A 21555-nucleotide genomic window follows, 5' to 3' on the forward strand; every position below is an offset into this window, starting at 1 on the left:
AAATCTCAGAACGTATTTTTTCCCGAGGTTTTATTTTTCCGTAAATTTGCACGACTTTATAATTCGCCGGGCTTTAATCACCATTAAAATTTAAAAAAATGTTGCCTAAAATAAATCCAACGCACACCACTGCCTGGAAAAATCTCACCAAACACTTTGCGGAAACCGATTTCGACCTTAGAACTTTGTTCGCGGAAAATACGGAAAGGTTTAAAGATTTTTCCGTTCAAAGAGAAAATTACCTTTTCGATTACTCGAAGAATTTAATTGATCAAAAAACCTTTGGATTTTTGCAGGATTTAGCTGAAGAATGCGATCTGAAATCTGCAATAAAAGCCATGTTTAGCGGCGAAAAAATTAACGAAACTGAAGGCCGCGCAGTTTTGCACACCGCGCTTCGGGATTTTTCAGCTGACGAAATCTTGGTTGATGACGAAAACATCAAACCTGCGATCAGAAAGGTTTTGGATCAAATGAAAAAGTTTTCGGAAAAAATTATTTCCGGCGCTCACACCGGATTTTCCGGAAAAGAAATTACCGACGTTGTAAACATCGGAATTGGCGGTTCAGATTTAGGTCCGGTGATGGTTTGCTCGGCTTTAAAACATTTTAAAACGCGGCTAAACGCGCATTTTGTTTCGAATGTTGATGGCAATCACATCGCTGAAGTCCTCAAAAATCTAAATCCTGAAACGACGCTTTTCATCATCGCATCGAAAACTTTCACCACGCAGGAAACCATGACCAATGCAGAATCTGCCAAAACCTGGTTTCTAAAAAGTGGAAAAGAAACGGATGTAGAAAAACATTTCGTAGCACTTTCCACCAATGTTGAAGCGGTGAAAAAATTCGGTATTGCAGAGGAAAATATTTTCGAATTTTGGGATTGGGTTGGCGGCCGCTATTCGCTGTGGAGCGCGATAGGTCTCAGCATCGTGCTTTTCGTGGGTTATGATAATTTCGAGCAACTGCTAAAAGGTGCACACGAAACTGATACACATTTCCGAACAGCAGATTTTAAAGAAAACGTGCCGGTTTTAATGGCGCTTTGCGGAATTTGGTATCGTAACTTTTTTGATGCCGGAACGTACGCTATTTTACCATATTCCCAGTATTTAGACCGTTTTCCCGCATATCTTCAGCAAGGCGATATGGAAAGTAACGGGAAATGTGTGGACCGAAACGGTGATTTTGTAGATTACGAAACCGGGCCGGTGATTTGGGGCGAACCGGGGACAAACGGTCAGCACGCCTTTTACCAGCTGATTCATCAGGGAACGCAGCTAATTCCGGCAGATTTTATCGCGTATGCAAAATCCTGCAACGTGGTTTCTGACCATCAAGAAAAATTATTGGCGAACTTTTTTGCGCAAACTGAAGCTTTAGCTTTTGGTAAAACGCCGGATGAAGTTCGGGCAGAATTAGAAAAAACAGGCATTTCAGGGGAAGAAATTGACGAGCTGGTAAACTACAAAGTTTTTCAGGGAAATACACCGACAAATTCCTTTATTTTCGAGGAATTAACGCCGTTTTCTTTTGGACAATTAATCGCGCTTTATGAGCACAAAATTTTCGTGCAAGGTGTAATCTGGAATATTTTCAGTTTCGATCAGTTCGGTGTGGAATTAGGTAAAGTACTCGCAGGAAAAATTTTAGCAGAATTAAAAAGTTCCGAGCCGGTAAATTCTCACGATTCTTCTACCAACGGACTCATCAAATATTTTAAAGCGAAAAAATAAAGTTCTCATAAAAAACTAAAAGTAAAACCATGGCACAAATTCTCGACGGACTGAAAGTTTCCAAAGAAATAAAAGAAGAAATCCGCATCGAAGTTGAAAAAATTGTTCAAAACCACAGACGTCCGCCACATTTAGTCGCTATTTTGGTCGGCAAAAACGGCGCCAGCATGACGTATGTAAATAACAAGATTAAGGACTGTCACGAGGTGGGCTTCCGCTCTTCTTTGTTAGAATTTCCGAGCACCGTTTCTGAAGCCGAACTGTTAGAAAAAATCGATGAGCTGAATAAATCCAAAGAAGTGGACGGTTTTATTGTTCAGCTGCCTTTGCCACCGCAAATCGATCAGGAAAAAATCATCATGGCAATTGATCCCAGAAAAGATGTGGATGGTTTTCACCCTGAAAATTTCGGAAAAATGGCGCTGGAAATGGATACTTTTTTACCGGCCACGCCGTTTGGAATTTTAACTTTATTGGAAAGATATCAAATTGATACGAAAGGAAAACATTGCGTAATTATCGGCAGAAGCCGAATTGTAGGAAAACCGATGAGCATTTTGATGGGAAGAAAAGATTTCCCGGGAAATTCTACGGTAACATTAACGCATTCTTACACGCCGCACATTGAACAGTACACGCTTAAAGCGGATATTGTAATTACGGCGTTGGGCGACCCGAACTTCCTTAAAGCAAATATGATCAAGGACGGCGCCGTTATCGTAGACGTAGGAATTACGCGCGTAGAAGATGATTCCAAAAAAGGTTACCGACTTGTTGGCGATGTCGATTTTGAGAGCTGTAACGACAAAGCCAGCTGGATTACTCCAGTGCCGGGCGGTGTAGGCCCGATGACCAGAGCGATGTTGATGAAAAACACGCTGCTGGCTTACAAAACATCTGTTTATAATGACTAAAGAAGAAGAAAATATTTTATTGAAAGAAGGTAAAATGCTCCCTGTAATGGAGCATTTTTACACCATTCAAGGCGAAGGTGCCCACACCGGAAAAGCCGCATATTTCATCCGCCTTGGCGGCTGCGACGTCGGTTGCCACTGGTGCGATGTGAAAGAAAGCTGGAACCCGGATTTGCACCCACTTTTAAATGCTGAAGAAATTGCCCAAACAGCGGCGAAAAATTGTAAAACCATCGTGTTGACCGGCGGTGAACCGTTGATGTGGAATCTGCAGTTTCTGACTGCAAGGCTAAAAGAGCTCGGCTGTACCATACACATTGAAACTTCAGGAGCTTATGAAATGAGCGGACATCTGGATTGGATTACCCTTTCGCCAAAGAAAACCGGCTTACCAAAACCCGCTATTTACGAGAGAGCAAGCGAGCTGAAAATGATTATTTTCAACAATAACGATTTTAAATTTGCCGAAGAGCAAGCTGCAAAAGTTTCGGAAAACTGTGTGCTTTATCTGCAAAGTGAATGGAGCAAACGCAATGAAATGTACCCGAAAATCACCGACTATATTTTGGCAAACCCGAAATGGCAGGCTTCTGTACAGACGCATAAATATTTGAATATTCCATAAATTATAGTAGATTTACGAGTAGCTTTCCTTTGCAATGCAGAAAATCCGGTACTCGAGATATTTCCGACTTGTTTTTATATTGCTCGATATCCTGGTGATTTCGGCGGTTTTTATTTATTTCTATTTAAAGAACGACCAGGAACTTTTCGCTGATGTAACCACGGAACAAAATATCCTGTCCATTACGGTGCTTATTTTTTTCTGGATCTTACTCAGCGGGCGCACAAAACTGTATTCCGTACCGCGAACCATAACGTACACGCTTTATTTAGAAAGACTCATAACGCATATATTACTCTTCATTTTCGGCGTGGTTTTGCTGGCAAAAGTTAGCAACAACGATTTTCTGAAACAGGACCGCGCCTGGATGGGACTGAGTTTATTTTTCATTTTATTCTTCCTTAAATCAGCCATTTTTTTCGCTTTAAAATACATCCGGACTTTAGGTTGGAATTACCGGAACATTATGTTTCTAGTGGATGACACCTCGGCTAAAATGCTGAAAACCATTTTAAATGAGAGAAAAGATTACGGTTTTAAAAACTGGGAATATCCGCAAAGCGAAAATATAAATCTGCAAAATCTGGTCAATTTCTGGCGAAGAAACGGGATTCACACCATGTATCTTTCCGCGGAATCCGCGGAATTATACCGCGATAAGGAAGATGAAATTTATGAACTTGCGGAAAAATATCAGGTCCGTATCAGCTTAATTCCGAGTGTCATCAATAATTTTTTTGAGTTTGACCTCAGCTATATCGAAACGCAGCCAGTTTTCGTACGGGTAAAATTCCCACTTGATAATCTGGTGAACAGTCTGATAAAAAGAACATTCGACCTGCTTTTTTCGGCGCTTGTTTTGATATTTATCTGCAGCTGGCTTTTTCCTATCATTGCTGTTATGATAAAAATGGGCGATAAAGGCCCGATTTTTTTTGTTCAGAAAAGATACGGTTTTCATGACCGCATTTTTAACTGTATAAAGTTCCGCTCGATGCGCGTGAACGGCGAATGTACCACGAAAACCACCGCGCCGGATGATGACAGAATTACCAAAATCGGCAGATTTTTGCGCAGAACAAGCTTGGACGAAATGCCGCAGTTTTTCAATGTTTTAAAAGGTGAAATGTCTGTCGTAGGACCGCGGCCACACATGCTTTTAATCGATGATTTTTACAAACCGAAAATCGGTCGCTATTCCGTTCGAAGTTTGGTAAAACCCGGAATTTCGGGTCTGGCACAGGTGAACGGTTTACGCGGCGACAATGGCTATATGGAAATTGCCATGAAAAAACGGATTTTGGCAGATAATTTCTACGTGAAAAAATGGACGATGAGTCTTGACATTGTAATCATCATCAAAACCATTATTTTGCTGATTGCCGGCGACAAGAACGCCCGCTAGAGTTGATGAAATAAAAAAAATAAAAAACACTAATTTAGCCAAATGTTAAAAAATCTGTTCAGCCAAGTTGGCGCGTACTTTATACTTTTAGGGAAAACCCTGAAAAGACCTCAAAAGTCTTCGGTATTTTTTAAACTTTTGATGCGTGAGATTTACGATTTGGGCGTAAATTCTTTTGGTTTAACGTTGTTTACTTCCACGTTTGTTGGCGCAGTTGTCGCGATTCAGATGTATAATAACTTTTCCGCCTCCACATTTCCGATTCCGAATTCATTCATTGGATACGCGACGAAAGTCGTTCTTATTTTGGAATTTGCGCCGACGATTATTTCGGTAATTCTTGCCGGAAAAGTGGGTTCTTATATCGCTTCAAGTATCGGCACCATGCGTGTTACGGAGCAAATTGACGCTTTAGATATTATGGGCGTTAATTCACCCAATTTTTTGATTTTACCTAAAATTTTAGCCAGCGTAATTTTCAATCCGTTACTTATTGCCATCAGTATTGTTTTCGGAATTTGGGGCGGTTATCTTGCAGGACTTGCAACCGGAAGTTGGAGCAAAGCCGATTATATCACAGGAATCCAAATGTATATGCCACAACATTTTATTTGGTACGCGTTTTTCAAGACTGCAGTTTTTGCCTTTTTAATTGCGACAATTCCGGCATATTTTGGCTATAATGTGAAAGGCGGCTCACTGGAAGTTGGCCGTGCAAGTACGCAAGCCGTAGTATGGACGATTGTAGCGATCATCGTCATGAATTTAATTTTAACACAAATGTTCCTCAGCTAATGATTGAAGTAAAAGACCTAAAAAAGCAGTTTGATGAGGTAGAAGTTTTAAAAGGTGTTACTACAACTTTCGAAACGGGGAAAGTAAACCTCATCATCGGGCAGAGTGGTTCCGGTAAGACCGTTTTCCTGAAGAGTTTGCTGAATGTTTATCAACCGACGTCGGGCGAAATTTTGTTTGACGGGCGTAACATCAATAAAATGTCGCGCGATGAAAAACAGTTGTTGCGTGCAGAAATTGGTACGGTTTTTCAGGGAAGTGCGCTTTTCGATTCCATGACGGTGGAAGAAAATATCACTTTTCCGCTGGATATGTTTACGAACCTTTCATTCCGTGAAAAAAAACGCCGCGCTTTCGAGGTAATTGGCCGCGTGCATCTGGAAAAAGCAAACCGTAAATTCCCGTCGGAAATTTCAGGTGGAATGCAGAAACGTGTCGCAATTGCGCGCGCTATTGTGAACAATCCGAAATATCTGTTCTGTGATGAGCCAAACTCCGGTCTGGATCCTTACACATCAAATATTATCGATGATTTGCTGCTGGAGATTACTAAAGAATATAAAACCACCACGATTATCAATTCCCATGATATGAATTCGGTGATGACGATTGGCGAGAAAATTGTATATCTGCGAAATGGTCTTAAGGAATGGGAAGGAGACAAAGATATCCTTATCAATGCAGGCAATAAAAATCTGATTGATTTCGTTTACTCTTCAGAATTATTCAAAGAGTTGCGGGACTATTTCCTGGAAACCAACAAAACCTCTATTGAAAACGTTATAACAAAACCTCAAACAAATGAAAAAAATTCTTAGTACTGTTCTTGTAGGCGCCAGCCTTCTGAGCACTGCACAGGTAACATTCGCGGGAAAAGCAAACTTGCTTTTTAAAACGGACTCGCCAAGCTGGAAAAATATAAAAAGCAGCGCGGTATCTGCATACGACCAATCTGGTAAAAACAATGTGGGCTTCAATGTAGGACTTTCTGCAAAAATTGATTTGCCAGCATCGCTTTTTGTGATGCCGGAAATTTATTACACCACTTTTAAAAATGAATTCACTGTCCCGGAAACTTCAACCACCATTGAAGCAAAAAGTAACCGCGTGGATGTGCCGGTGCTTTTAGGTTACCGACTTTTAGGTGATAATTTAGGCGTATTTATTGGGCCGGTTGCTTCATACAATCTTTCTTCAGACAACCAGTATAAAGATTTTAAAGAAAATGCACTAAAAGATTTCACTTTGGGTTACCAGTTCGGTGCACAGGTTCAAATTCAGAAATTGATATTGAACGCGAGATATGAAGGCGCTTTTACTGAAGATCAAAGAGAATTCATCAACAGCACGAATAACGAAGTAATTCGTTATGACAGTCGCCCGAGCTTATTTATGGTCGGAATTGGTTACCAATTATAAAAATACCTGCTTTTATGCGGGAAAAAATCCTCTGAATTAATAATTCGGAGGATTTTTGTTATCATCAGTAACATAAGTTACATTTTGTTTTTTTGCCTGTTCAGCGGCTAATTTTTCCAGTTCTTCTTTTTCTTTCCGAAGCTGTTTCAGTTCGCGGCGCTTTTCTTCAGCTCGCAGCGCAGCGCCTTTGCTGGCGTAACCAACAATTCCACCGATAATTAAACCAATACCAATTCCGGCAAGAATTCCCATTAAACTCATCGGTTCGAAAAGTTTTACCGCGGAAAAATCGGGCAACATGTAGTAAAGCAAAAATGCCAAACCTAAAAGCAACAAACCGATAAAAGATAAATTTTTCATAGCTGGATTTTAAAAGACCTTCCCAAATTTAGTAAAATTATGGGAAGGTCGGTTTATAAATGAATCTGTGATTTTTAAATTTTTCCGCCTGCAGCTTTATAATATTGTAAAGCTTTCGGCATGTGTTTCTCTAAATCTGCTCTTCGTGTATCCGGATTCGGGTGAGTTGAAAGGAATTCCGGTGGTCTGCTGCCGCTGGAAGCGCTTTCCATACGCTGCCAGAAAGGCTGAGCTTCGCGTGGATCATATCCCGCCATCGCCATCAGGTAAAGCCCCATTTCATCAGCTTCTAGCTCTTGGCTTCGTCCGTATTTCAAAAGGGCAACCTGCGCACCGATCGGATAAGCCTGTTGGAAAATTGCCGCCAGTTGTCCGTTAGAAATTGTACTTCCTAAAATTGCTCCACCATATTGAGCAACCATTGCCTGCGAAATTCTTTCGTTACCGTGACCTGCCAGGGCGTGAGAAATTTCATGACCTAATACCACCGCTAAACCTGTGTCAGTTTTGGTAATCGGGAAAATCCCGGTATAAACGGCAACTTTTCCGCCTGGCATTGCCCAGGCATTAATTGCTTTATCATCGATGAGGTTAAATTCCCACTGATAATTCGCGATATCTGCTTCACGACCGATACCACGGTAATAATTAGTCGCTGCATTTTTAATTCTTAATCCTACATTAGTTACGCTTTTCGCCTGACTTGTGCCCGAAACAACTTTAGCTTTAGAAAGCGTTTCGCGATATTGTTGTAAAGCCATCGCCTGGATTTCCTGATCGTTGGCTAACTGAAGAGTTTTTCTGCCGGTAATCGGGTTCGTAGTACACGCAAACATCATCACAGAGACAATGCTGAGCCCGACGAATTTATTTAATTTTTTCATAGTGGTAATTGTTGATTTGTTTCCTTTAAACAATTTTTATTCCAAATGAAAATTAATAGAATTATTGCATAATTTTTGCTACCTGCTAATTTAAACGGCAAATATTAATAAATGTCGTAAAATATTGGAAAAACCAATACCTTTAAAACAAAAATATTCTCCTATGAAAAATTTAATTACAATCCTCAGCTCTCTATTTATATTTATTTTTTTGGGTTCGTGCGGTACACAAAGTACCATTCCTTCGGAAAAAGTGCTGAGTTTGGTGGAAAGCGGCGAGTTTACCTTTATGGCAGAACACGCAAATCCCACAAATTATGATGTAATCAACATCATGAATTCCTTCCCGACCGGCGGTTCTTCGCAAATGTTATCTTTGGACGCTGGCTACACCATCGAACTGAAAAAAAATGAATTGGATGTCGTGATGCCTTACTTCGGCAGAATGTACACCTCATCAATGAAAAGCGATAATTCCTTTAGATTTACTTCAAAAGAATTTACGGTAAACCGTGCAGAGGGCTCCAAAGGCAGTTCTGTCTTTGTCATCATGCCGACCGACCAGCAAATCGTTACCAAAATAGTGATGGAAGTTTTCAAAAACGGAAAAACTTACGTTGCAATCCAGTCAACCGACCGACAACCGATTACCTACGATGGTTACATTACGGCGAATACGACTACAGCTGCTGATTAATTCTTCAGCAGTTCCTCAACAAATAATTTTGCTTCTGAACTCGGATTTACTTCCAGTTCGGAAGCCTTTTTTTTATGCGAATCATACAGCATTTCGCCGTCGTTGCCGGATTTTGTTTTCTGAAGAATAAATTCTTTCACCCAGTAATCAAAACGTTTTTCCGCCTGTTTTTTTCGGGTTGCTAAAAATGAAAAATTTGCGATTTTAAGGGCAATAAATTCCTGAATCTTTTCATAGACCGCTTCCAAGCCTTTGTTTTCCAGCGCGGAACCAAGCAAAACGGGAACTTTCCAGTTTTTCTCTTTTTCGGGCATGAAATGTAAAGCGCGCAGCAGTTCTATTTTGGTGTTTTTAGCAATCTGACGGTTTTGGTCTTCAACTTTATTAATGAAAATCAAATCCACCATTTCCATGACACCGCGTTTAATTCCCTGCAGTTCATCGCCGCCGCCCACAATTTTCAGAAAGACAAAAACATCGGTAATGTCCGAAACCAAAACTTCGCTTTGCCCCACGCCCACGGTTTCAATCAAAATATAATCGTAGCCGGCAGCTTCACATAAAAGCATACTTTCAAAAGTCGCGTTGGCGATTCCGCCTAAATATCCGGAAGTTGGACTCGGACGGATAAAAGCGTTTTTTTCGCGCGCCAATTCTTCCATCCGTGTTTTATCACCGAGAATTGAACCTTTGTTCAGCGAAGAACTCGGATCGATGGCGAGCACGGCAACTTTTTTACCTGCTTTAATGGCAATTTTTCCGAAATTTTCAATAAAGGTAGATTTTCCGGCGCCGGGAACGCCCGTAATTCCAATACGGATGGAATTTCCGGTGAACGGCATTATTGCAGTCAAAATTTCTTCTGCCTGATCCCGATGTTCCGGCTTTTTACTTTCAACCAAAGTGAGGGCTTTGGCGAGCAATCTTTTGTCGCCAGCGCGCAAACCGTCGATTAATTGGGAGGTGGCGTACGTTTTCATCTACTTCAAAAATACAAATTCTTTTCAGAAGAAATCCTGCGGTTTCGGTTTTCTAAATATTTTAAATATTTGTTTAGTACTTCAAAAATTTAATTTAAAATGAAAATCGCTATTTTTGAAAGACTGATAACATAAAATTAAAAAATGACTGAAATTAAAAATTTGAAAAAAAACACCCTTAAACCGGCAATTTTTTTAGCTTTTGCTTTTGCTGTAACCGCAACTACCATTTCGTGTACGCCGAAAGTTCAGGCTGAAGCGGACCAAAAATTTTCCACTGAATATTTAGCGCAGGGACAAACGATTTTCCATAATTCCTGTGCAAAATGCCACGATTTACCAGATCCTTCGGAACATTCTGACGAAGCCTGGACCGGAATTTTAGCTGAAATGGCACCTAAAGCAAAACTCAATGTAACTCAGCACGAAATGGTGTACAATTATATTATTTCCGTAAAAAATTAAAATAAATGACCAAACCTGAAATCACTTGGGCAGATTTTGAAAAATTGGACATCCGAACGGGCACCATTACAGCGGTCGAGGATTTTCCGTTAGCAAAAAATCCTGCCTATCAGCTTGAAATTGATTTCGGTGAACTCGGAACCAAAAAATCTTCTGCGCAAATTACCGAGCTGTACACCAAAGAAAATTTGGTGGGAACGCAAATTTTAGCAGTTGTAAATTTCCCAAAAAAGCAAATCGCCAATTTTATGAGCGAATGCTTGGTGCTCGGGATTTACGGTAAAAACAAAGAAGTTATTTTGGTTTCACCAGCACAAAAAGTTCAAAACGGTTTGTGCCTCGGATAAAATTTTAAAAAATGCAGATTATGATTCAAAATATTCCTTTAGAAAAAATTCTATTTTTAGATATTGAAACCGTGCCGCAAAGCGGTCGCTGGGAAGATTTACATGAAACAGACCAATATCTTTGGGATAAAAAAACACGTTTTCAGCGGAAGGACGAATTTACTCCGGCGGAATTTTACCACGAAAGAGGCGGCATCATGGCGGAATTCGGAAAAATTATCTGCATTTCGGTGGGAATTTTAGAAAAAAGCGAAAGACTTCTCATCAAAAGTTTCTACGGCGACGATGAAAAAAAGCTGCTGGAAGAATTCGGTGAAATTTTCAACCGCCCGAAATTGCGTGACGTGGTTTTATGCGCACACAACGGTAAAGAGTTTGATTTTCCGTGGATTGCGCGGCGCTTTTTAATCAACGGAATGCAGCCACCAAAACCGTTTCAGCTTTATGGCAAAAAACCTTGGGAAATTCCGCATCTGGACACGATGGAACTGTGGAAGTTTGGTGATTACAAATCTTTTGTCTCGCTGGAACTTTTAGCACATATCTTCGGAATTCCAACACCGAAAGATGATATCGACGGTTCACAGGTTTCCTCAATTTACCATATAGAAAAAGACTTATTTAGAATCGTTCAATATTGTGAAAAAGATGTCTTAACTTTGGCAAATGTTTTCCGGCGCATGCGTCAGGAAGATTTATTAGACAAAATTGGAAGCTAAAGTTGAAATAAGAATGAAATATACAGATGACCAGATAGCCGAAATTGGCGAAAATATTATTGTAAATCTTAAAACCGTGTACGACCCGGAAATTCCGGTGGACATTTATGAATTGGGACTTATCTACGACGTACAGATTTCTGATGAAGGCGCCGTAAAAGTCATTATGACTTTAACAACACCAAACTGTCCGGTAGCGGAAAGTTTACCGGCTGAAGTTAGGGAAAAAGTCTCCGAGGTTGAAGGTGTGAAAGAAGTGGACCTCGACCTTACTTTCGAACCAGCCTGGAACAAAGATATGATGAGTGAAGAAGCCCGCTTCGAACTTGGAATGATTTAAAAAAAAAGCCGCTAAAAGCGGCTTTTTTTGTGATTTATAAATGTCCGTATTCAAACAGAACAGTTCGTTGAACATTCGGGTGAATGGAAAGCGCCACCGGGCAATTTAAAGCCGTTTCTTCGATGAATTTCTTTTCATTCTCCGTATAATTTCCAGGAAAACGCACGATGCAGAAAATGGTGCCGATTCTTTTCGGTTGCGGATGCGTAGATTTTTTCAAGTCGCATTTCGCGCCGGTGATATCAATGCCACGTTCTTTTCCCAAAACAGCCACTGCCATCAGCATGGACTGTCCCAGCGAAATACCAAATAAATCCGAAGGTGAGAACATTTCAGAAGTTCCGCCTTCCCGCACGGGCGCACAGGTAATGATTTCGGCGCCGGATTTTTCATGTTTCGAAACGATTTTTTTATCGCCCAAATAAGTAATTGTTGATGTCATAGCAGTGTTTTTTGTTCTTATAAAGATACCAAAATAAAACACGCTTTGTTCTAAGAATCACCTAATTAATATCATAAAACCGAAAAATTCGCTGTTTTAAGCGCAAATTTTTTAATTTTAAAAATCTCAGCTGTCGTAGGTGAAACTGATGGTTTTCTTTAAATCTGAACTCAGCGACAAAGCCACTGGACAGTTGTACGCTGTTTCTTCGATGAATTTTTTCTCATCCTCGCTGAAATTTCCGTTCATGTGAACATCACAAACGATTTCTGCAATTTTTCGTGGCTTTGGGTTCATATTTTTCTGAACTTCCGCATAAGAACCATCGATGGAAATTCCGCGGTCTTTACCTAAAATCGCAATGGTTGTCAGCATACATTGCGCTAAAGAAGTCGCGCAAAGATCGGTTGGTGAAAACGCTTCACCTTTTCCGTGGTTATCTGTCGGCGCATCAGTATAAATGATGGTTCCGGACTGTAAATGTTCGGATTCGCAGCGTAAATCGCCGGAATAAATAACTTTTGAAGTTGCCATGATTTTTAAAAAATTTGGTTAAAAATGGAAGATATTTTTGGCCCTGTTGTAAGCGCTTTCAAAATTGAGCAAGTTCAGCGAATGATCAATCTTTTCGGAGGCCATAAAATTAATGATCTGCTCAGTCGGCATATTTCCTACGAGTTCGTCATTTGCCATGGGACAGCCGCCGATTCCTTTAATTGCTGAATCAAAACGACGGCAGCCACTGTCATAAGCCGCTTTTAATTTTGAATAAGAATCCTGATAGCGGTTGTGAAAGTGCGCACCGAAATCAATGTGCGGATATTTTGGCGGAATTAAGGTAAAAAGCTGCTCAATGATTTCCGGTGTTCCCGTTCCGGTGGTGTCGGAAAGCAAAATATTTTTAATGCCGATGTCGCTGAAACGCTGCGCCCATTTATCAATCTCATCCGCAGTCCAAACATCGCCGTACGGATTCCCGAAAGCCATTGAAAAATAAACGTTTAAAATTCGGCCGTCTTTTTCCAGAAGCGCCGTAATCTTTTTGATTTCATTAAAGGCTTCTTCGCGGCTTTTATTGGTATTTCTGTGTTGAAAAGTTTCGGAAATGGAAAACGGAAAACCCAAAATATCTACGGATTGATGTTTCAACGCTTTTTCGGCGCCGCGAAAATTTGCGACAATCACCGAAAGTTTTGTACTGGAAATTCCTTTATCGATTTCATCCAGAACACTTCCGGAATCCGCCATCTGCGGAATGCTTTTCGGTGAAACAAAACTTCCGCAGTCCAGCACATCAAAACCAACCGCCATGAGCGAATTGATATAATCAATTTTGGTTTGGGTCGCGATAAAATCTGGCCAACCCTGCATGGCGTCGCGCGGACATTCAGTTAGAAACATTTCAATTTTGGTTTTCTCAAATATACCAAAACTTTAAAAAACCGCTAAAAAGCGCCTAAAAAATTTTAATCCGCTGATCGTGTATATTTTAAGGCGTGTATCAACAAGCGCGCGGCAAAAATAATTCCTAAATCATGGGCAGGCTCAGGCTAAAATTTTAACTTTGTTAAAAATACTTTATAATGACAAGCATCGATTTTAATCTTGACTGGAAACTGAAGCTGCAAAACCGCTTTATCACTTATGCAAAAATATATTCAACCAGTGATCCTGAGAGCGAATCTACGCCATCAACTCCGCAACAGTGGGAGATCGCAAATTATATTTTCGAAGAACTGAAAACCTTGGGTTTAAGCGATGTTTCGATTGATGAAAACGGTTATATTTATGCCTATGTTCCTTCAAATCTTGAAAATGATGATGAACCTGTCGTAGGTTTTATCTCGCATTATGACACCTCACCAGACTTTAATGGAAAAGATGTAAAACCGCAAATTTGGGATGATTATGACGGAAAAGATTTGGTTTTAAATAAAGAAACAGGTTTTACGCTTTCACCATCAAAATTTGAAACGTTAAAAGATTATATCGGGAAAACATTAATTACCACCGACGGAACTTCATTGCTTGGCGCTGATGACAAGGCCGGTATTGCGGAAATCGTAACTGGCGCGGAATTTTTGCTTGCACATCCGGAAATTAAGCACGGAAAAATCGCTATCGGTTTTACACCAGATGAGGAAATCGGGCGTGGCGCGCATAAATTTGATGTTGAAAAATTCGGTGCTGAATGGGCGTACACCATGGACGGTTCTGAAGTAGGTGAACTGGAATATGAAAACTTCAATGCTGCCGGTGCGGTGGTGAAAATTCACGGCTTAAGCGTGCACCCGGGATATGCTTATGGGAAAATGGTAAATTCGGCCTTATTAGCGGCAGAATTTATTAAAATGCTTCCGGAAAATGAAACACCGGGAACTACAAGAGAATTTGAAGGTTTCTACCATTTAATGGAAGTTAAAGCTGATATTTCTGAAGCGAAGTTGCAATACATAATCCGTGACCATGACAGCGAAAAATTTGAAGCTCGCAAAAAATTCATCACCGACAAGGTGGCAGAATTTAATGAAAAATTTGGCGAGGGAACGGCAGAAATTGAGATTAAAGAGCAGTACCGCAATATGAAACAGCAGTTTGAAGGCAAGATGCATATCATCGATATCGCTGAACAGGCGCTGAAAGACGCGAATATTGAACCTAAGATCAAAGCTATCCGTGGGGGAACTGACGGCGCGCAGCTGTCCTATATGGGTTTACCTTGCCCGAATATTTTCGCGGGCGGGATCAACTTCCACGGACCGTACGAATATGTCGCATTGGAATCAATGGAAAAAGCCGTAAAAGTGATTATTAATATCGCGAAGGCGGTGAAGAAGAAATAATTTTAAAAGATATTTTGATGGGAAAACCTTCACCTTTTTGGCGGAGGTTTTTTTGGTTTAAAAAGCATTTATTTCCAACCACAAAAGCCACAAAGTGTCATTTTAACGCTGCATAAGGAAAAGAACAAATAAGTTGCGTAAAAAATGGACTAAAGCTTTTAATTTGCCAGTTTACAAAGTTATATAAAACAAAAAACCATCACATTTCTGTGATGGTTTTGCTCCTCTTCTTGGGCTCGAACCAAGGACCCTCTGATTAACAGTCAGATGCTCTAACCAACTGAGCTAAAGAGGAGTGTTTCTCTTTGCTGTAAGCGTTTGCAAATATAAAAACTTTTTTAATTCTGCCAAAATTATTTCAGATAATTTTTTAGAATTTTCCGGTAATCCATTTTAAAATGTCATTTCCAAAAATTAGCACCATTAAGCCCAGTAAAAACACCACGCCGATCATCTGTGCATTTTCCAGAACTTTCTGCGGAACCGGTTTGCCGGTAATCATTTCCCAAAGTGTAAACATCACGTGGCCACCATCTAATCCCGGAATCGGAATTAGGTTAAGGAAAGCCAGCCACACTGAAAACATGGCGGTAAAACTCCAGAAAAACTCCCAATTGATGGTTTCCGGCATCTGCTTGATGATCCCGATTGGTCCGGAAACTTTTTTATAGCCTTCGGTTTTGGTATTAAAGACAATTTTAAACTGCTTGATCTGCATTGTAAGCACATCAATTGTTCTGGTTAATCCGCGCGGAATTGCTTCTGCCCATGTATATTCTTTTTTAACGCGTGTTTTTTCGAATTCCTGCTGAATGATCGAGCTGTCTGCACCAAAACCTAATTCGCCTTTCGCATCAACTTTTACATTAATGTTTTGTCGCGAGTTATTCCGCTCCACATTGAGCACAATATCCTGATTTTTATTTTTGGAAAGTTCTGTCACCAACTCGTCAAAATATCGAACGGGCTGATCATTAACACCCACAATTTTATCACCTTTCAGCAAGCCAGAATTTTTCGCTGCGCCATTTGGAAGCAGACTGTCCACTACTACCGGAAACCTGGGACTGAAATAAGCTTTCGCTTCGTTCTCGGCTAATATCTCGGCAACACCATCTTCATTAACAGGAAAAGTCACTTCTTTGCTATCGCGCAAAACTGTCACTTCATTGGCAAAAAGCATATTTATTGTGGAGGTTTCCATTCGGTCTGCCTTCTTTCCGTCAATTTTTAAAATTTTATCGCCGGTTTGCAAACCCATTTTTTTTGCCGCTGGAGAGGCAGAAATTCCATTTTCAAATTTAGAATTTTCGTGGAAAGTTTCCCCTTTAAAATAACTTAAAGAAGAATAGATCAGCCACGCCAGAAAAAAGTTTACGGTAACACCACCCAGCATGATGATAAGTCGCTGCCATGCCGGTTTACTGCGGAATTCCCAAGGTTCTGCTGGTTTTTTCAGCTGCTCGGTATCCATACTTTCGTCCACCATTCCCGCGATTTTCACGTAACCGCCAAAGGGCAACCAGCCTATACCGTATTCGGTACCGCGGATTTTAATTTTTGCGAGGGAAAACCAGGGATCAAAAAAAAGATAGAATTTTTCCACCTTGGTTTTAAAAAGTTTGGCCGGGATAAAATGTCCTAATTCATGAAGGACCACCAGAATTGAAATACTGAGTATAAATTGAAATAACTGAATTAATGTCATTGATAATTTTTAATAATATGTAAAGATTGCGAAGGTACGAATTCTCAAAAGTATGCCAAAAGAAAAAGGCTCTCAAAATGAGAACCTTTTGTCTGAATTATCGTGCGTTTGCTATAAGTTAAACGAAACCCCAATGCTTCCGTTATTTCCAGCTTCAAGATAAAGACCGAAATTGTCGTTGAAGAAATATCTTACCCCCACGTGAGCACCAAAGTAAGTACCGCTTTTACCTAAAAGACCTAAATCAATACCTGGATAAATGTCCCAGTTTTCCGGTAAACCAAGTGGCTCCTGTAGGTGAAAGTTCAAACGACCGAATACACCGAAATCATCATCTGCATACTTATCGTTGTTATGATCGAAAAAGAAATTCGCACCAGCTCCCAAAGAAATGATGTTAGACAATCCATAATCGTAAGTTCCCGTAATACCAGTACCATAGCCCCAACCGTTAAAACCTACCTGGATTTTTTGGTCGCCTCTACCGTTCCACGCTTGTGCGAATGCCATTTGCCCCATTAGGAGCATAGCGCATACTAAGACTAGCTTTTTCATAATTTCTAAATTTTTAATGTTATTAATGATGATTTTCCTTATTCAAAAATAAGACCACTTTATGATTTTCTTAACTTTTTAACTTAAAAATCGTATATTTAGTTGAAATTGTACTGTCGTGAATAATCTTAAAATATCCGCTCCGCACTTCGATATCATCTGGAAAGACAAAAATGCCAACTTCCGCAGCATCGAAGAAAAATTCGGTGCTATAGAGGCAGATATTTTGGTTTTGCCCGAAATGTTTTCCACCGGATTTTACATGAAACCTGAGGAAATTGCAGACCAAAATGAAGAAACATTAAAGTGGATGCAAAAGTTTGCAAAGGAAAAAAATACCGCCATTTGTGGCAGCGCCTCGGTGAAACAAAACTCTAATTATTTTAACCGGTTTTATTTTGTAGAACCGTCCGGAGCTTATCAATTTTATGATAAACGCCATCTTTTTTCTTATTCCGGCGAAGACAAGACCTATTCCGCAGGCAGCGAAAGAATCATTGTAAGTTATAACGGCTGGCGAATCCTTCTGCAGGTTTGCTACGATTTGCGGTTTCCGGTTTTTTCCAGAAATAACGGCGATTATGATGCAATTTTTTACGTCGCCAATTGGCCATCCACAAGAATTGACGCCTGGAAAACTTTATTGAAAGCGCGCGCTATTGAAAATCAATCTTACGTTCTTGGCGTAAACCGAATTGGAATTGATGGAAATAATCTGGAATATCCCGAAAGCAGCTATTGCTTTTTCGCGGATGGTGAAGAAATTTCTTCCGGCAAAAACGGCATTTTTTCTGCAAATTTAGACTCGGAAAAACTGCAAAAAAACCGGCAAAAATTTCCCTTTCTTTCGGATCGTGACGAATTTAAAATTCTTTAAATCAGGAGTATTGTTTAAGCAAATTGGTGAGTGTATTCACATCGTGCACGCCGCTTTCTTTCCAGAGCAACTGTCCATTTTTGAAAACCGCTAAAGTCGGAACACCGCGCACACCGTACTGTGACGCAATTGCTGGATGCTGGTCCACATCTATTTTTACGATTCTGGCATCGTTGCCGATATTTTCTTTCACCGTCGTAAGAACCGACGACTGTACTTTACACGGTCCGCACCAGGTCGCGAAAAAATCAATAAGCACCGGGCGTTCAGAATTGATGAGTTCTTGAAATTTCTGTGACATAATTTTAAGTTTTTTTTGGTCAAAAAAGGAAATAAAAATTACCCTTTATTTCACCTCTTTTTTTGAAGGAATCTCGCAGGCTCCGCCGGCGCATCCTAATTTAAATAGTGCCATTACAGCAAAATACAATCCAAAAGGCATCATCCACCAAACTCTGTCATTTACTGCAATCAGGACAAAAAATATCCCGGAGCAGAAATAAAGCACCCTGCTCAGTGACCAGTTTTTAAAAATATTTTTGTCCATTTTAAATTAAAAATTTAATATTAAAATCATTGAAAAATCCGTAAAATTTGCCCGAAAAGCGGCTAAAAAATTTATTTAAAAAATATCAGGCTTTGATGTCCTTTTTTTTCGATTTTTCAAAAGTTGAAAACATCAGATAACCCATCATCATTCCGTATGCCGTGGAATTAAATGGTTTTGAAGTTATCGCGCAAGTGCCCGTGTTGCAACCAATAAAATGGTAATAGGCGAAACCTAAAATTCCACCCACCAAAACACCAACAATACTTAGTTTATATTTATTAAAAAACTCCATCATCATTACAATTCCTGCGCTACGGTAAATAAATTTTCCGCGGAAAGTCCGGTAACTTCGTGTTCTACACCAACCGGAATTTCGTACACATCAAACTGGCGAAAATGAAACTGCTCATTTTCCATCACGAAATTTATTTCACCTTTTAATACCACCAAAGTTGAAGGGACCGGCGCTGTATGCTTTTTTAAAACGCCGTTTTTACCTAAAGCAACCGCAAAATATTTCAGTTTGTCGGTCTTTTTTATCGAAAAAACATTTGCTTTTTCGCTGCTGTAAGTGATATTTTCTGATATATTCGTCATTTCTTTTCGTTTTTAATGGCTTCTACGTTGTTTAATGTTTTCGCGTTGTACACGGTGTTCACGCCGTTTTTTTTCAAAATTTCTACAGCTTCACCGGCTTGTCTCCCGGAATTGCAAAAAACCACCACGTTTTTACCTTTCAGCAAACCGAGGTTGTTTTGAAGTTCCGCCAGAGGAATATTTATTGCGCCCTCAGCGCTTTTCTTCTCGAACTGTTCCGGAACTCTTACATCTACCAAAACGGTTTCGGAGTCCAAAACCATTGGTTTAATTTCAGTTCTGTCGGCATTTGACACTACTGCTTTTTGAGTTTGACATGATGCCACAAATGCGGATATCATCATCAATAACACTAACTTTTTCATCTTCATTAAATTTTAGATTGGCAGACAAAATTGCTTTTCGGAACTTTGGTTTCTTTAATCTTGGAAAAACCACCTTCAATCTCGGTAAAATTGCGGATTCCGCGGGAATTTAAAATACTAGCGGCAATCATGCTGCGGTATCCTCCCGCGCAGTGAACGTAAAAATGTTCATTTGGATTAATGGTAAGCGCCCAGTCATTAATTTCAACCAATGGTTTGCTGAAGGCTTCATTTACATGTTCCGCTTCATATTCCGATGGTTTTCTGACGTCTAAGACGACCGATTTTTCCGAAAATTCTTCTGCAAAAGTTTCTGCTGAAATCCTTTTAACCTTGTCTATTTCTTTCCCGGATTTCTCCCAGGATTCAAAACCACCTTGCAGATAACCAATTACATGATCAAAACCTACCCGCGCTAATCTGGTGATTGATTCTTCTTCGGCACCAACTTCGGTAACCAAAAGAATTGGCTGCGCAACATCAACGATCATGGCACCAACCCACGGCGCAAAATCGCCTTTTAAACCGATATTTATTGAGTTTGGCACATAACCTTTGTGGAAGTGTGCAGCACTTCTTGTATCCAAAATTAGAGCTCCGGAATCTTCAGCAACATTCTCAAATTCTTCCGGTGAAAGCGGCTGTTTTCCTTTTTCTAAAATGGAATCGAAATCTTCGTAACCACCTTTATTCATGGCGACATTCATCCCGAAATATTTCGGTGGCGGCGCCAAACCGTCTAAAACTTCGGCAATAAAAGCTTCTTTATTTGGCTGATTAAGCGCGTAATTTGTTTTCTTCTGATTTCCCAGCGTGTCTACAGTTTCTTTTTGCATGTTTTTTCCGCATGCAGAACCCGCACCATGCGCCGGATACACCAAAATATCGTCCGGAAGCGGAATAATTTTTTGCTGCAGACTTTCGTATAAAATTCCGGCTAAATCTTCCTGCGTGATGCTGCCGGCTTTTTGCGCCAGATCCGGTCTGCCGACGTCGCCCAAAAACAACGTGTCTCCACTGAAAATTGCATTTTCCTTTTCATTTTCATCGATGAGCAGAAAAGTGGAACTTTCCATGGTGTGACCCGGAGTGTGCAAAACTTTAATTTTCACCTTTCCAACTTCAAAAATCTGTCCGTCGGTTGCAATTATCGCCTCGAAATGCGGTGTTGCTGTCGGTCCATAAATAATTGGAGCGCCTGTTTTCCTTGAAAGATCCACGTGACCGGAGACAAAATCTGCATGAAAATGCGTCTCAAAAATATATTTCAATTTTACCTCATCTTTTTCCAAACGGTCCAGATAAGGTTTCGTTTCGCGCAGCGGATCAATGATCACCGCCTCTTTTTCGGAAACGATATAATATGCGCCCTGCGCCAGACAGCCTGTATAAATTTGTTCTACCTTCATCATTTTTGTTTTTAAAATTTGAGATTTTTACCCGAAATAATCGGTAATTTTTTAGTCGGTTTTCGGGATTTCAAGATATTCAATGCTGTTTCCTTCAGCATCAGACAATTTTCCACCGGTCCCGATCTTGCCTTCCCACATCCATTTCTCGTTGGTGAAAACAGGTTCACCTTTGCTGGATATTTTTTTCGCAACCAAAATCTGCTCCGGTTCACCTTCCTTTTCCATTTTCATGGCAACGTCGTTTCCCTGTGCAAAATACGTCACTTTCAACTTTTCGCCCTTAGAATTTTCCAGCTCTACCGCGTCCTGCATAAGACTTTCCTCTGTCGGATCGCTGGCTGCAACGGTGGAATTATTTTCCGTATTAACCCGCTCATTTTTTTGGCAAGCCATGAAAAGCGTGAAAGCAACTGCTGCAATTATTAGTTTTTTCATTTTAATATTTTAAAAAAATCATTTTTGGTTTAAAAGCAACAGAAAAAATTCGGCCTTAAAAGCAGGTTTTTTTTGATTTTTT

29 protein-coding genes and 1 tRNA gene are annotated in these 21555 nt (G+C 40.1%); 14 read left to right on the plus strand and 16 right to left on the minus strand.

Annotated features, from left to right (window positions below):
• The first annotated feature begins 98 nt into the window (after nucleotides 1–98).
• Genes pgi through OA84_RS02890 form a run of 7 tightly spaced genes read left to right on the plus strand, consistent with a single transcriptional unit; the run spans nucleotide 99 to nucleotide 6897 of the window.
• Nucleotides 99–1739, plus strand: coding sequence for a glucose-6-phosphate isomerase (pgi, locus tag OA84_RS02860; RefSeq protein WP_039342023.1), 1641 nt, complete (start codon nucleotides 99–101; stop codon nucleotides 1737–1739).
• Nucleotides 1740–1768: 29 nt separating this feature from the next.
• Nucleotides 1769–2653 carry a bifunctional 5,10-methylenetetrahydrofolate dehydrogenase/5,10-methenyltetrahydrofolate cyclohydrolase gene (locus OA84_RS02865; protein WP_039342027.1) on the plus strand — a complete coding sequence of 295 codons (885 nt, stop codon included), beginning with the start codon at nucleotides 1769–1771 and terminating at the stop codon, nucleotides 2651–2653.
• Complete coding sequence (locus tag OA84_RS02870) at nucleotides 2646–3278, plus strand: 7-carboxy-7-deazaguanine synthase QueE (RefSeq protein WP_039342031.1); 633 nt, start codon at nucleotides 2646–2648, stop codon at nucleotides 3276–3278. Before OA84_RS02865 ends, OA84_RS02870 begins: the two co-directional genes overlap by 8 nt.
• Before the next feature lie 34 nt (nucleotides 3279–3312).
• Complete coding sequence (locus OA84_RS02875; RefSeq protein WP_039342034.1) at nucleotides 3313–4683, plus strand: exopolysaccharide biosynthesis polyprenyl glycosylphosphotransferase; 1371 nt, start codon at nucleotides 3313–3315, stop codon at nucleotides 4681–4683.
• A gap of 42 nt (nucleotides 4684–4725) precedes the next feature.
• Nucleotides 4726–5478 (plus strand): MlaE family ABC transporter permease, encoded by a 753-nt coding sequence (locus OA84_RS02880; protein ID WP_039342038.1) that lies wholly within the window; start codon nucleotides 4726–4728, stop codon nucleotides 5476–5478.
• Nucleotides 5478–6296: an ABC transporter ATP-binding protein gene (locus tag OA84_RS02885; protein WP_039342041.1), complete on the plus strand. Its 819-nt coding sequence runs from the start codon at nucleotides 5478–5480 to the stop codon at nucleotides 6294–6296. The genes OA84_RS02880 and OA84_RS02885 overlap by 1 nt, the downstream gene beginning before the upstream one ends.
• Nucleotides 6280–6897, plus strand: a complete 618-nt coding sequence (locus OA84_RS02890; RefSeq protein ID WP_039342044.1) for an outer membrane beta-barrel protein — start codon at nucleotides 6280–6282, stop codon at nucleotides 6895–6897. Before OA84_RS02885 ends, OA84_RS02890 begins: the two co-directional genes overlap by 17 nt.
• A gap of 36 nt (nucleotides 6898–6933) precedes the next feature.
• On the opposite strand, the gene OA84_RS02895 is transcribed toward OA84_RS02890, so the two are convergent.
• Nucleotides 6934–7257, minus strand: a complete 324-nt coding sequence (locus tag OA84_RS02895) for a hypothetical protein (RefSeq protein ID WP_039342046.1) — start codon at nucleotides 7255–7257, stop codon at nucleotides 6934–6936.
• Between the two features lie 74 nt (nucleotides 7258–7331).
• The gene (locus OA84_RS02900) at nucleotides 7332–8141 is read right to left on the minus strand and encodes a M48 family metallopeptidase (protein ID WP_039342706.1); all 810 of its coding nucleotides are present in this window, start codon (nucleotides 8139–8141) and stop codon (nucleotides 7332–7334) included.
• A gap of 163 nt (nucleotides 8142–8304) precedes the next feature.
• On the opposite strand from OA84_RS02900, the gene OA84_RS02905 reads away from it, so the two are divergent.
• Complete coding sequence (locus OA84_RS02905; protein ID WP_039342049.1) at nucleotides 8305–8838, plus strand: DUF4251 domain-containing protein; 534 nt, start codon at nucleotides 8305–8307, stop codon at nucleotides 8836–8838.
• On the opposite strand, the gene meaB is transcribed toward OA84_RS02905, so the two are convergent.
• Nucleotides 8835–9818 carry a methylmalonyl Co-A mutase-associated GTPase MeaB gene (gene meaB, locus OA84_RS02910; RefSeq protein ID WP_039342052.1) on the minus strand — a complete coding sequence of 328 codons (984 nt, stop codon included), beginning with the start codon at nucleotides 9816–9818 and terminating at the stop codon, nucleotides 8835–8837. The genes OA84_RS02905 and meaB overlap by 4 nt on opposite strands.
• A 144-nt stretch (nucleotides 9819–9962) precedes the next feature.
• Between meaB and OA84_RS02915 the strand changes: the two genes are divergently transcribed.
• The 4 genes from OA84_RS02915 to OA84_RS02930 are packed head-to-tail and all read left to right on the plus strand — an operon-like array spanning nucleotide 9963 to nucleotide 11689.
• Nucleotides 9963–10283: a hypothetical protein gene (locus OA84_RS02915; protein ID WP_052252077.1), complete on the plus strand. Its 321-nt coding sequence runs from the start codon at nucleotides 9963–9965 to the stop codon at nucleotides 10281–10283.
• Between the two features lie 5 nt (nucleotides 10284–10288).
• Nucleotides 10289–10630 (plus strand): tRNA-binding protein, encoded by a 342-nt coding sequence (locus tag OA84_RS02920; RefSeq protein ID WP_039342054.1) that lies wholly within the window; start codon nucleotides 10289–10291, stop codon nucleotides 10628–10630.
• A 20-nt stretch (nucleotides 10631–10650) separates the two neighbouring features.
• Nucleotides 10651–11349: a 3'-5' exonuclease gene (locus OA84_RS02925; RefSeq protein ID WP_039342710.1), complete on the plus strand. Its 699-nt coding sequence runs from the start codon at nucleotides 10651–10653 to the stop codon at nucleotides 11347–11349.
• Nucleotides 11350–11362: 13 nt separating this feature from the next.
• Entirely contained in the window at nucleotides 11363–11689 is a 327-nt protein-coding gene (locus OA84_RS02930; protein WP_039342712.1) for an SUF system Fe-S cluster assembly protein, read from the plus strand.
• A gap of 34 nt (nucleotides 11690–11723) precedes the next feature.
• On the opposite strand, the gene OA84_RS02935 is transcribed toward OA84_RS02930, so the two are convergent.
• From OA84_RS02935 to OA84_RS02945, 3 genes are all read right to left on the minus strand, one after another.
• Complete coding sequence (locus tag OA84_RS02935) at nucleotides 11724–12131, minus strand: OsmC family protein (RefSeq protein ID WP_039342057.1); 408 nt, start codon at nucleotides 12129–12131, stop codon at nucleotides 11724–11726.
• Nucleotides 12132–12257: 126 nt separating this feature from the next.
• Nucleotides 12258–12665: an OsmC family protein gene (locus OA84_RS02940; RefSeq protein WP_039342059.1), complete on the minus strand. Its 408-nt coding sequence runs from the start codon at nucleotides 12663–12665 to the stop codon at nucleotides 12258–12260.
• Between the two features lie 18 nt (nucleotides 12666–12683).
• Entirely contained in the window at nucleotides 12684–13532 is an 849-nt protein-coding gene (locus OA84_RS02945; RefSeq protein ID WP_039342062.1) for a hydroxymethylglutaryl-CoA lyase, read from the minus strand.
• A 182-nt stretch (nucleotides 13533–13714) separates the two neighbouring features.
• On the opposite strand from OA84_RS02945, the gene pepT reads away from it, so the two are divergent.
• The gene (gene pepT / locus OA84_RS02950) at nucleotides 13715–14974 is read left to right on the plus strand and encodes a peptidase T (protein ID WP_039342065.1); all 1260 of its coding nucleotides are present in this window, start codon (nucleotides 13715–13717) and stop codon (nucleotides 14972–14974) included.
• A gap of 221 nt (nucleotides 14975–15195) precedes the next feature.
• Here pepT and OA84_RS02955 read toward each other — a convergent pair.
• From OA84_RS02955 to OA84_RS02965, 3 genes are all read right to left on the minus strand, one after another.
• A tRNA-Asn gene (locus tag OA84_RS02955) sits at nucleotides 15196–15269 on the minus strand.
• A gap of 75 nt (nucleotides 15270–15344) precedes the next feature.
• Entirely contained in the window at nucleotides 15345–16682 is a 1338-nt protein-coding gene (gene rseP / locus OA84_RS02960; protein ID WP_039342068.1) for an RIP metalloprotease RseP, read from the minus strand.
• Between the two features lie 111 nt (nucleotides 16683–16793).
• Nucleotides 16794–17237: a DUF6646 family protein gene (locus tag OA84_RS02965; RefSeq protein WP_039342071.1), complete on the minus strand. Its 444-nt coding sequence runs from the start codon at nucleotides 17235–17237 to the stop codon at nucleotides 16794–16796.
• Between the two features lie 118 nt (nucleotides 17238–17355).
• Between OA84_RS02965 and OA84_RS02970 the strand changes: the two genes are divergently transcribed.
• Nucleotides 17356–18114 (plus strand): amidohydrolase, encoded by a 759-nt coding sequence (locus OA84_RS02970; protein WP_039342075.1) that lies wholly within the window; start codon nucleotides 17356–17358, stop codon nucleotides 18112–18114.
• Between the two features lies 1 nt (nucleotide 18115).
• Here the strand turns inward: OA84_RS02970 and trxA are convergent, their stop codons facing one another.
• The 7 genes from trxA to OA84_RS03005 all read right to left on the minus strand — a co-directional run bounded on the left by trxA (nucleotide 18116) and on the right by OA84_RS03005 (nucleotide 21473).
• Nucleotides 18116–18415, minus strand: coding sequence for a thioredoxin (gene trxA, locus OA84_RS02975; RefSeq protein WP_039342078.1), 300 nt, complete (start codon nucleotides 18413–18415; stop codon nucleotides 18116–18118).
• Between the two features lie 45 nt (nucleotides 18416–18460).
• Nucleotides 18461–18661 carry a hypothetical protein gene (locus tag OA84_RS02980; RefSeq protein ID WP_039342082.1) on the minus strand — a complete coding sequence of 67 codons (201 nt, stop codon included), beginning with the start codon at nucleotides 18659–18661 and terminating at the stop codon, nucleotides 18461–18463.
• Nucleotides 18662–18746: 85 nt separating this feature from the next.
• Nucleotides 18747–18959: a DUF6132 family protein gene (locus OA84_RS02985; protein ID WP_039342714.1), complete on the minus strand. Its 213-nt coding sequence runs from the start codon at nucleotides 18957–18959 to the stop codon at nucleotides 18747–18749.
• Between the two features lie 2 nt (nucleotides 18960–18961).
• The gene (locus tag OA84_RS02990) at nucleotides 18962–19261 is read right to left on the minus strand and encodes a cupin domain-containing protein (RefSeq protein ID WP_039342086.1); all 300 of its coding nucleotides are present in this window, start codon (nucleotides 19259–19261) and stop codon (nucleotides 18962–18964) included.
• Nucleotides 19258–19626, minus strand: coding sequence for a rhodanese-like domain-containing protein (locus OA84_RS02995; protein WP_039342716.1), 369 nt, complete (start codon nucleotides 19624–19626; stop codon nucleotides 19258–19260). The genes OA84_RS02990 and OA84_RS02995 overlap by 4 nt, the downstream gene beginning before the upstream one ends.
• A gap of 5 nt (nucleotides 19627–19631) precedes the next feature.
• Nucleotides 19632–21035, minus strand: a complete 1404-nt coding sequence (locus OA84_RS03000) for an MBL fold metallo-hydrolase (RefSeq protein ID WP_039342089.1) — start codon at nucleotides 21033–21035, stop codon at nucleotides 19632–19634.
• Nucleotides 21036–21086: 51 nt separating this feature from the next.
• Nucleotides 21087–21473: a putative periplasmic lipoprotein gene (locus tag OA84_RS03005; RefSeq protein ID WP_039342092.1), complete on the minus strand. Its 387-nt coding sequence runs from the start codon at nucleotides 21471–21473 to the stop codon at nucleotides 21087–21089.
• Nucleotides 21474–21555 lie beyond the last annotated feature (82 nt).

The organism is Kaistella solincola (assembly GCF_000812875.1).
Lineage (GTDB): Bacteria > Bacteroidota > Bacteroidia > Flavobacteriales > Weeksellaceae > Kaistella > Kaistella solincola.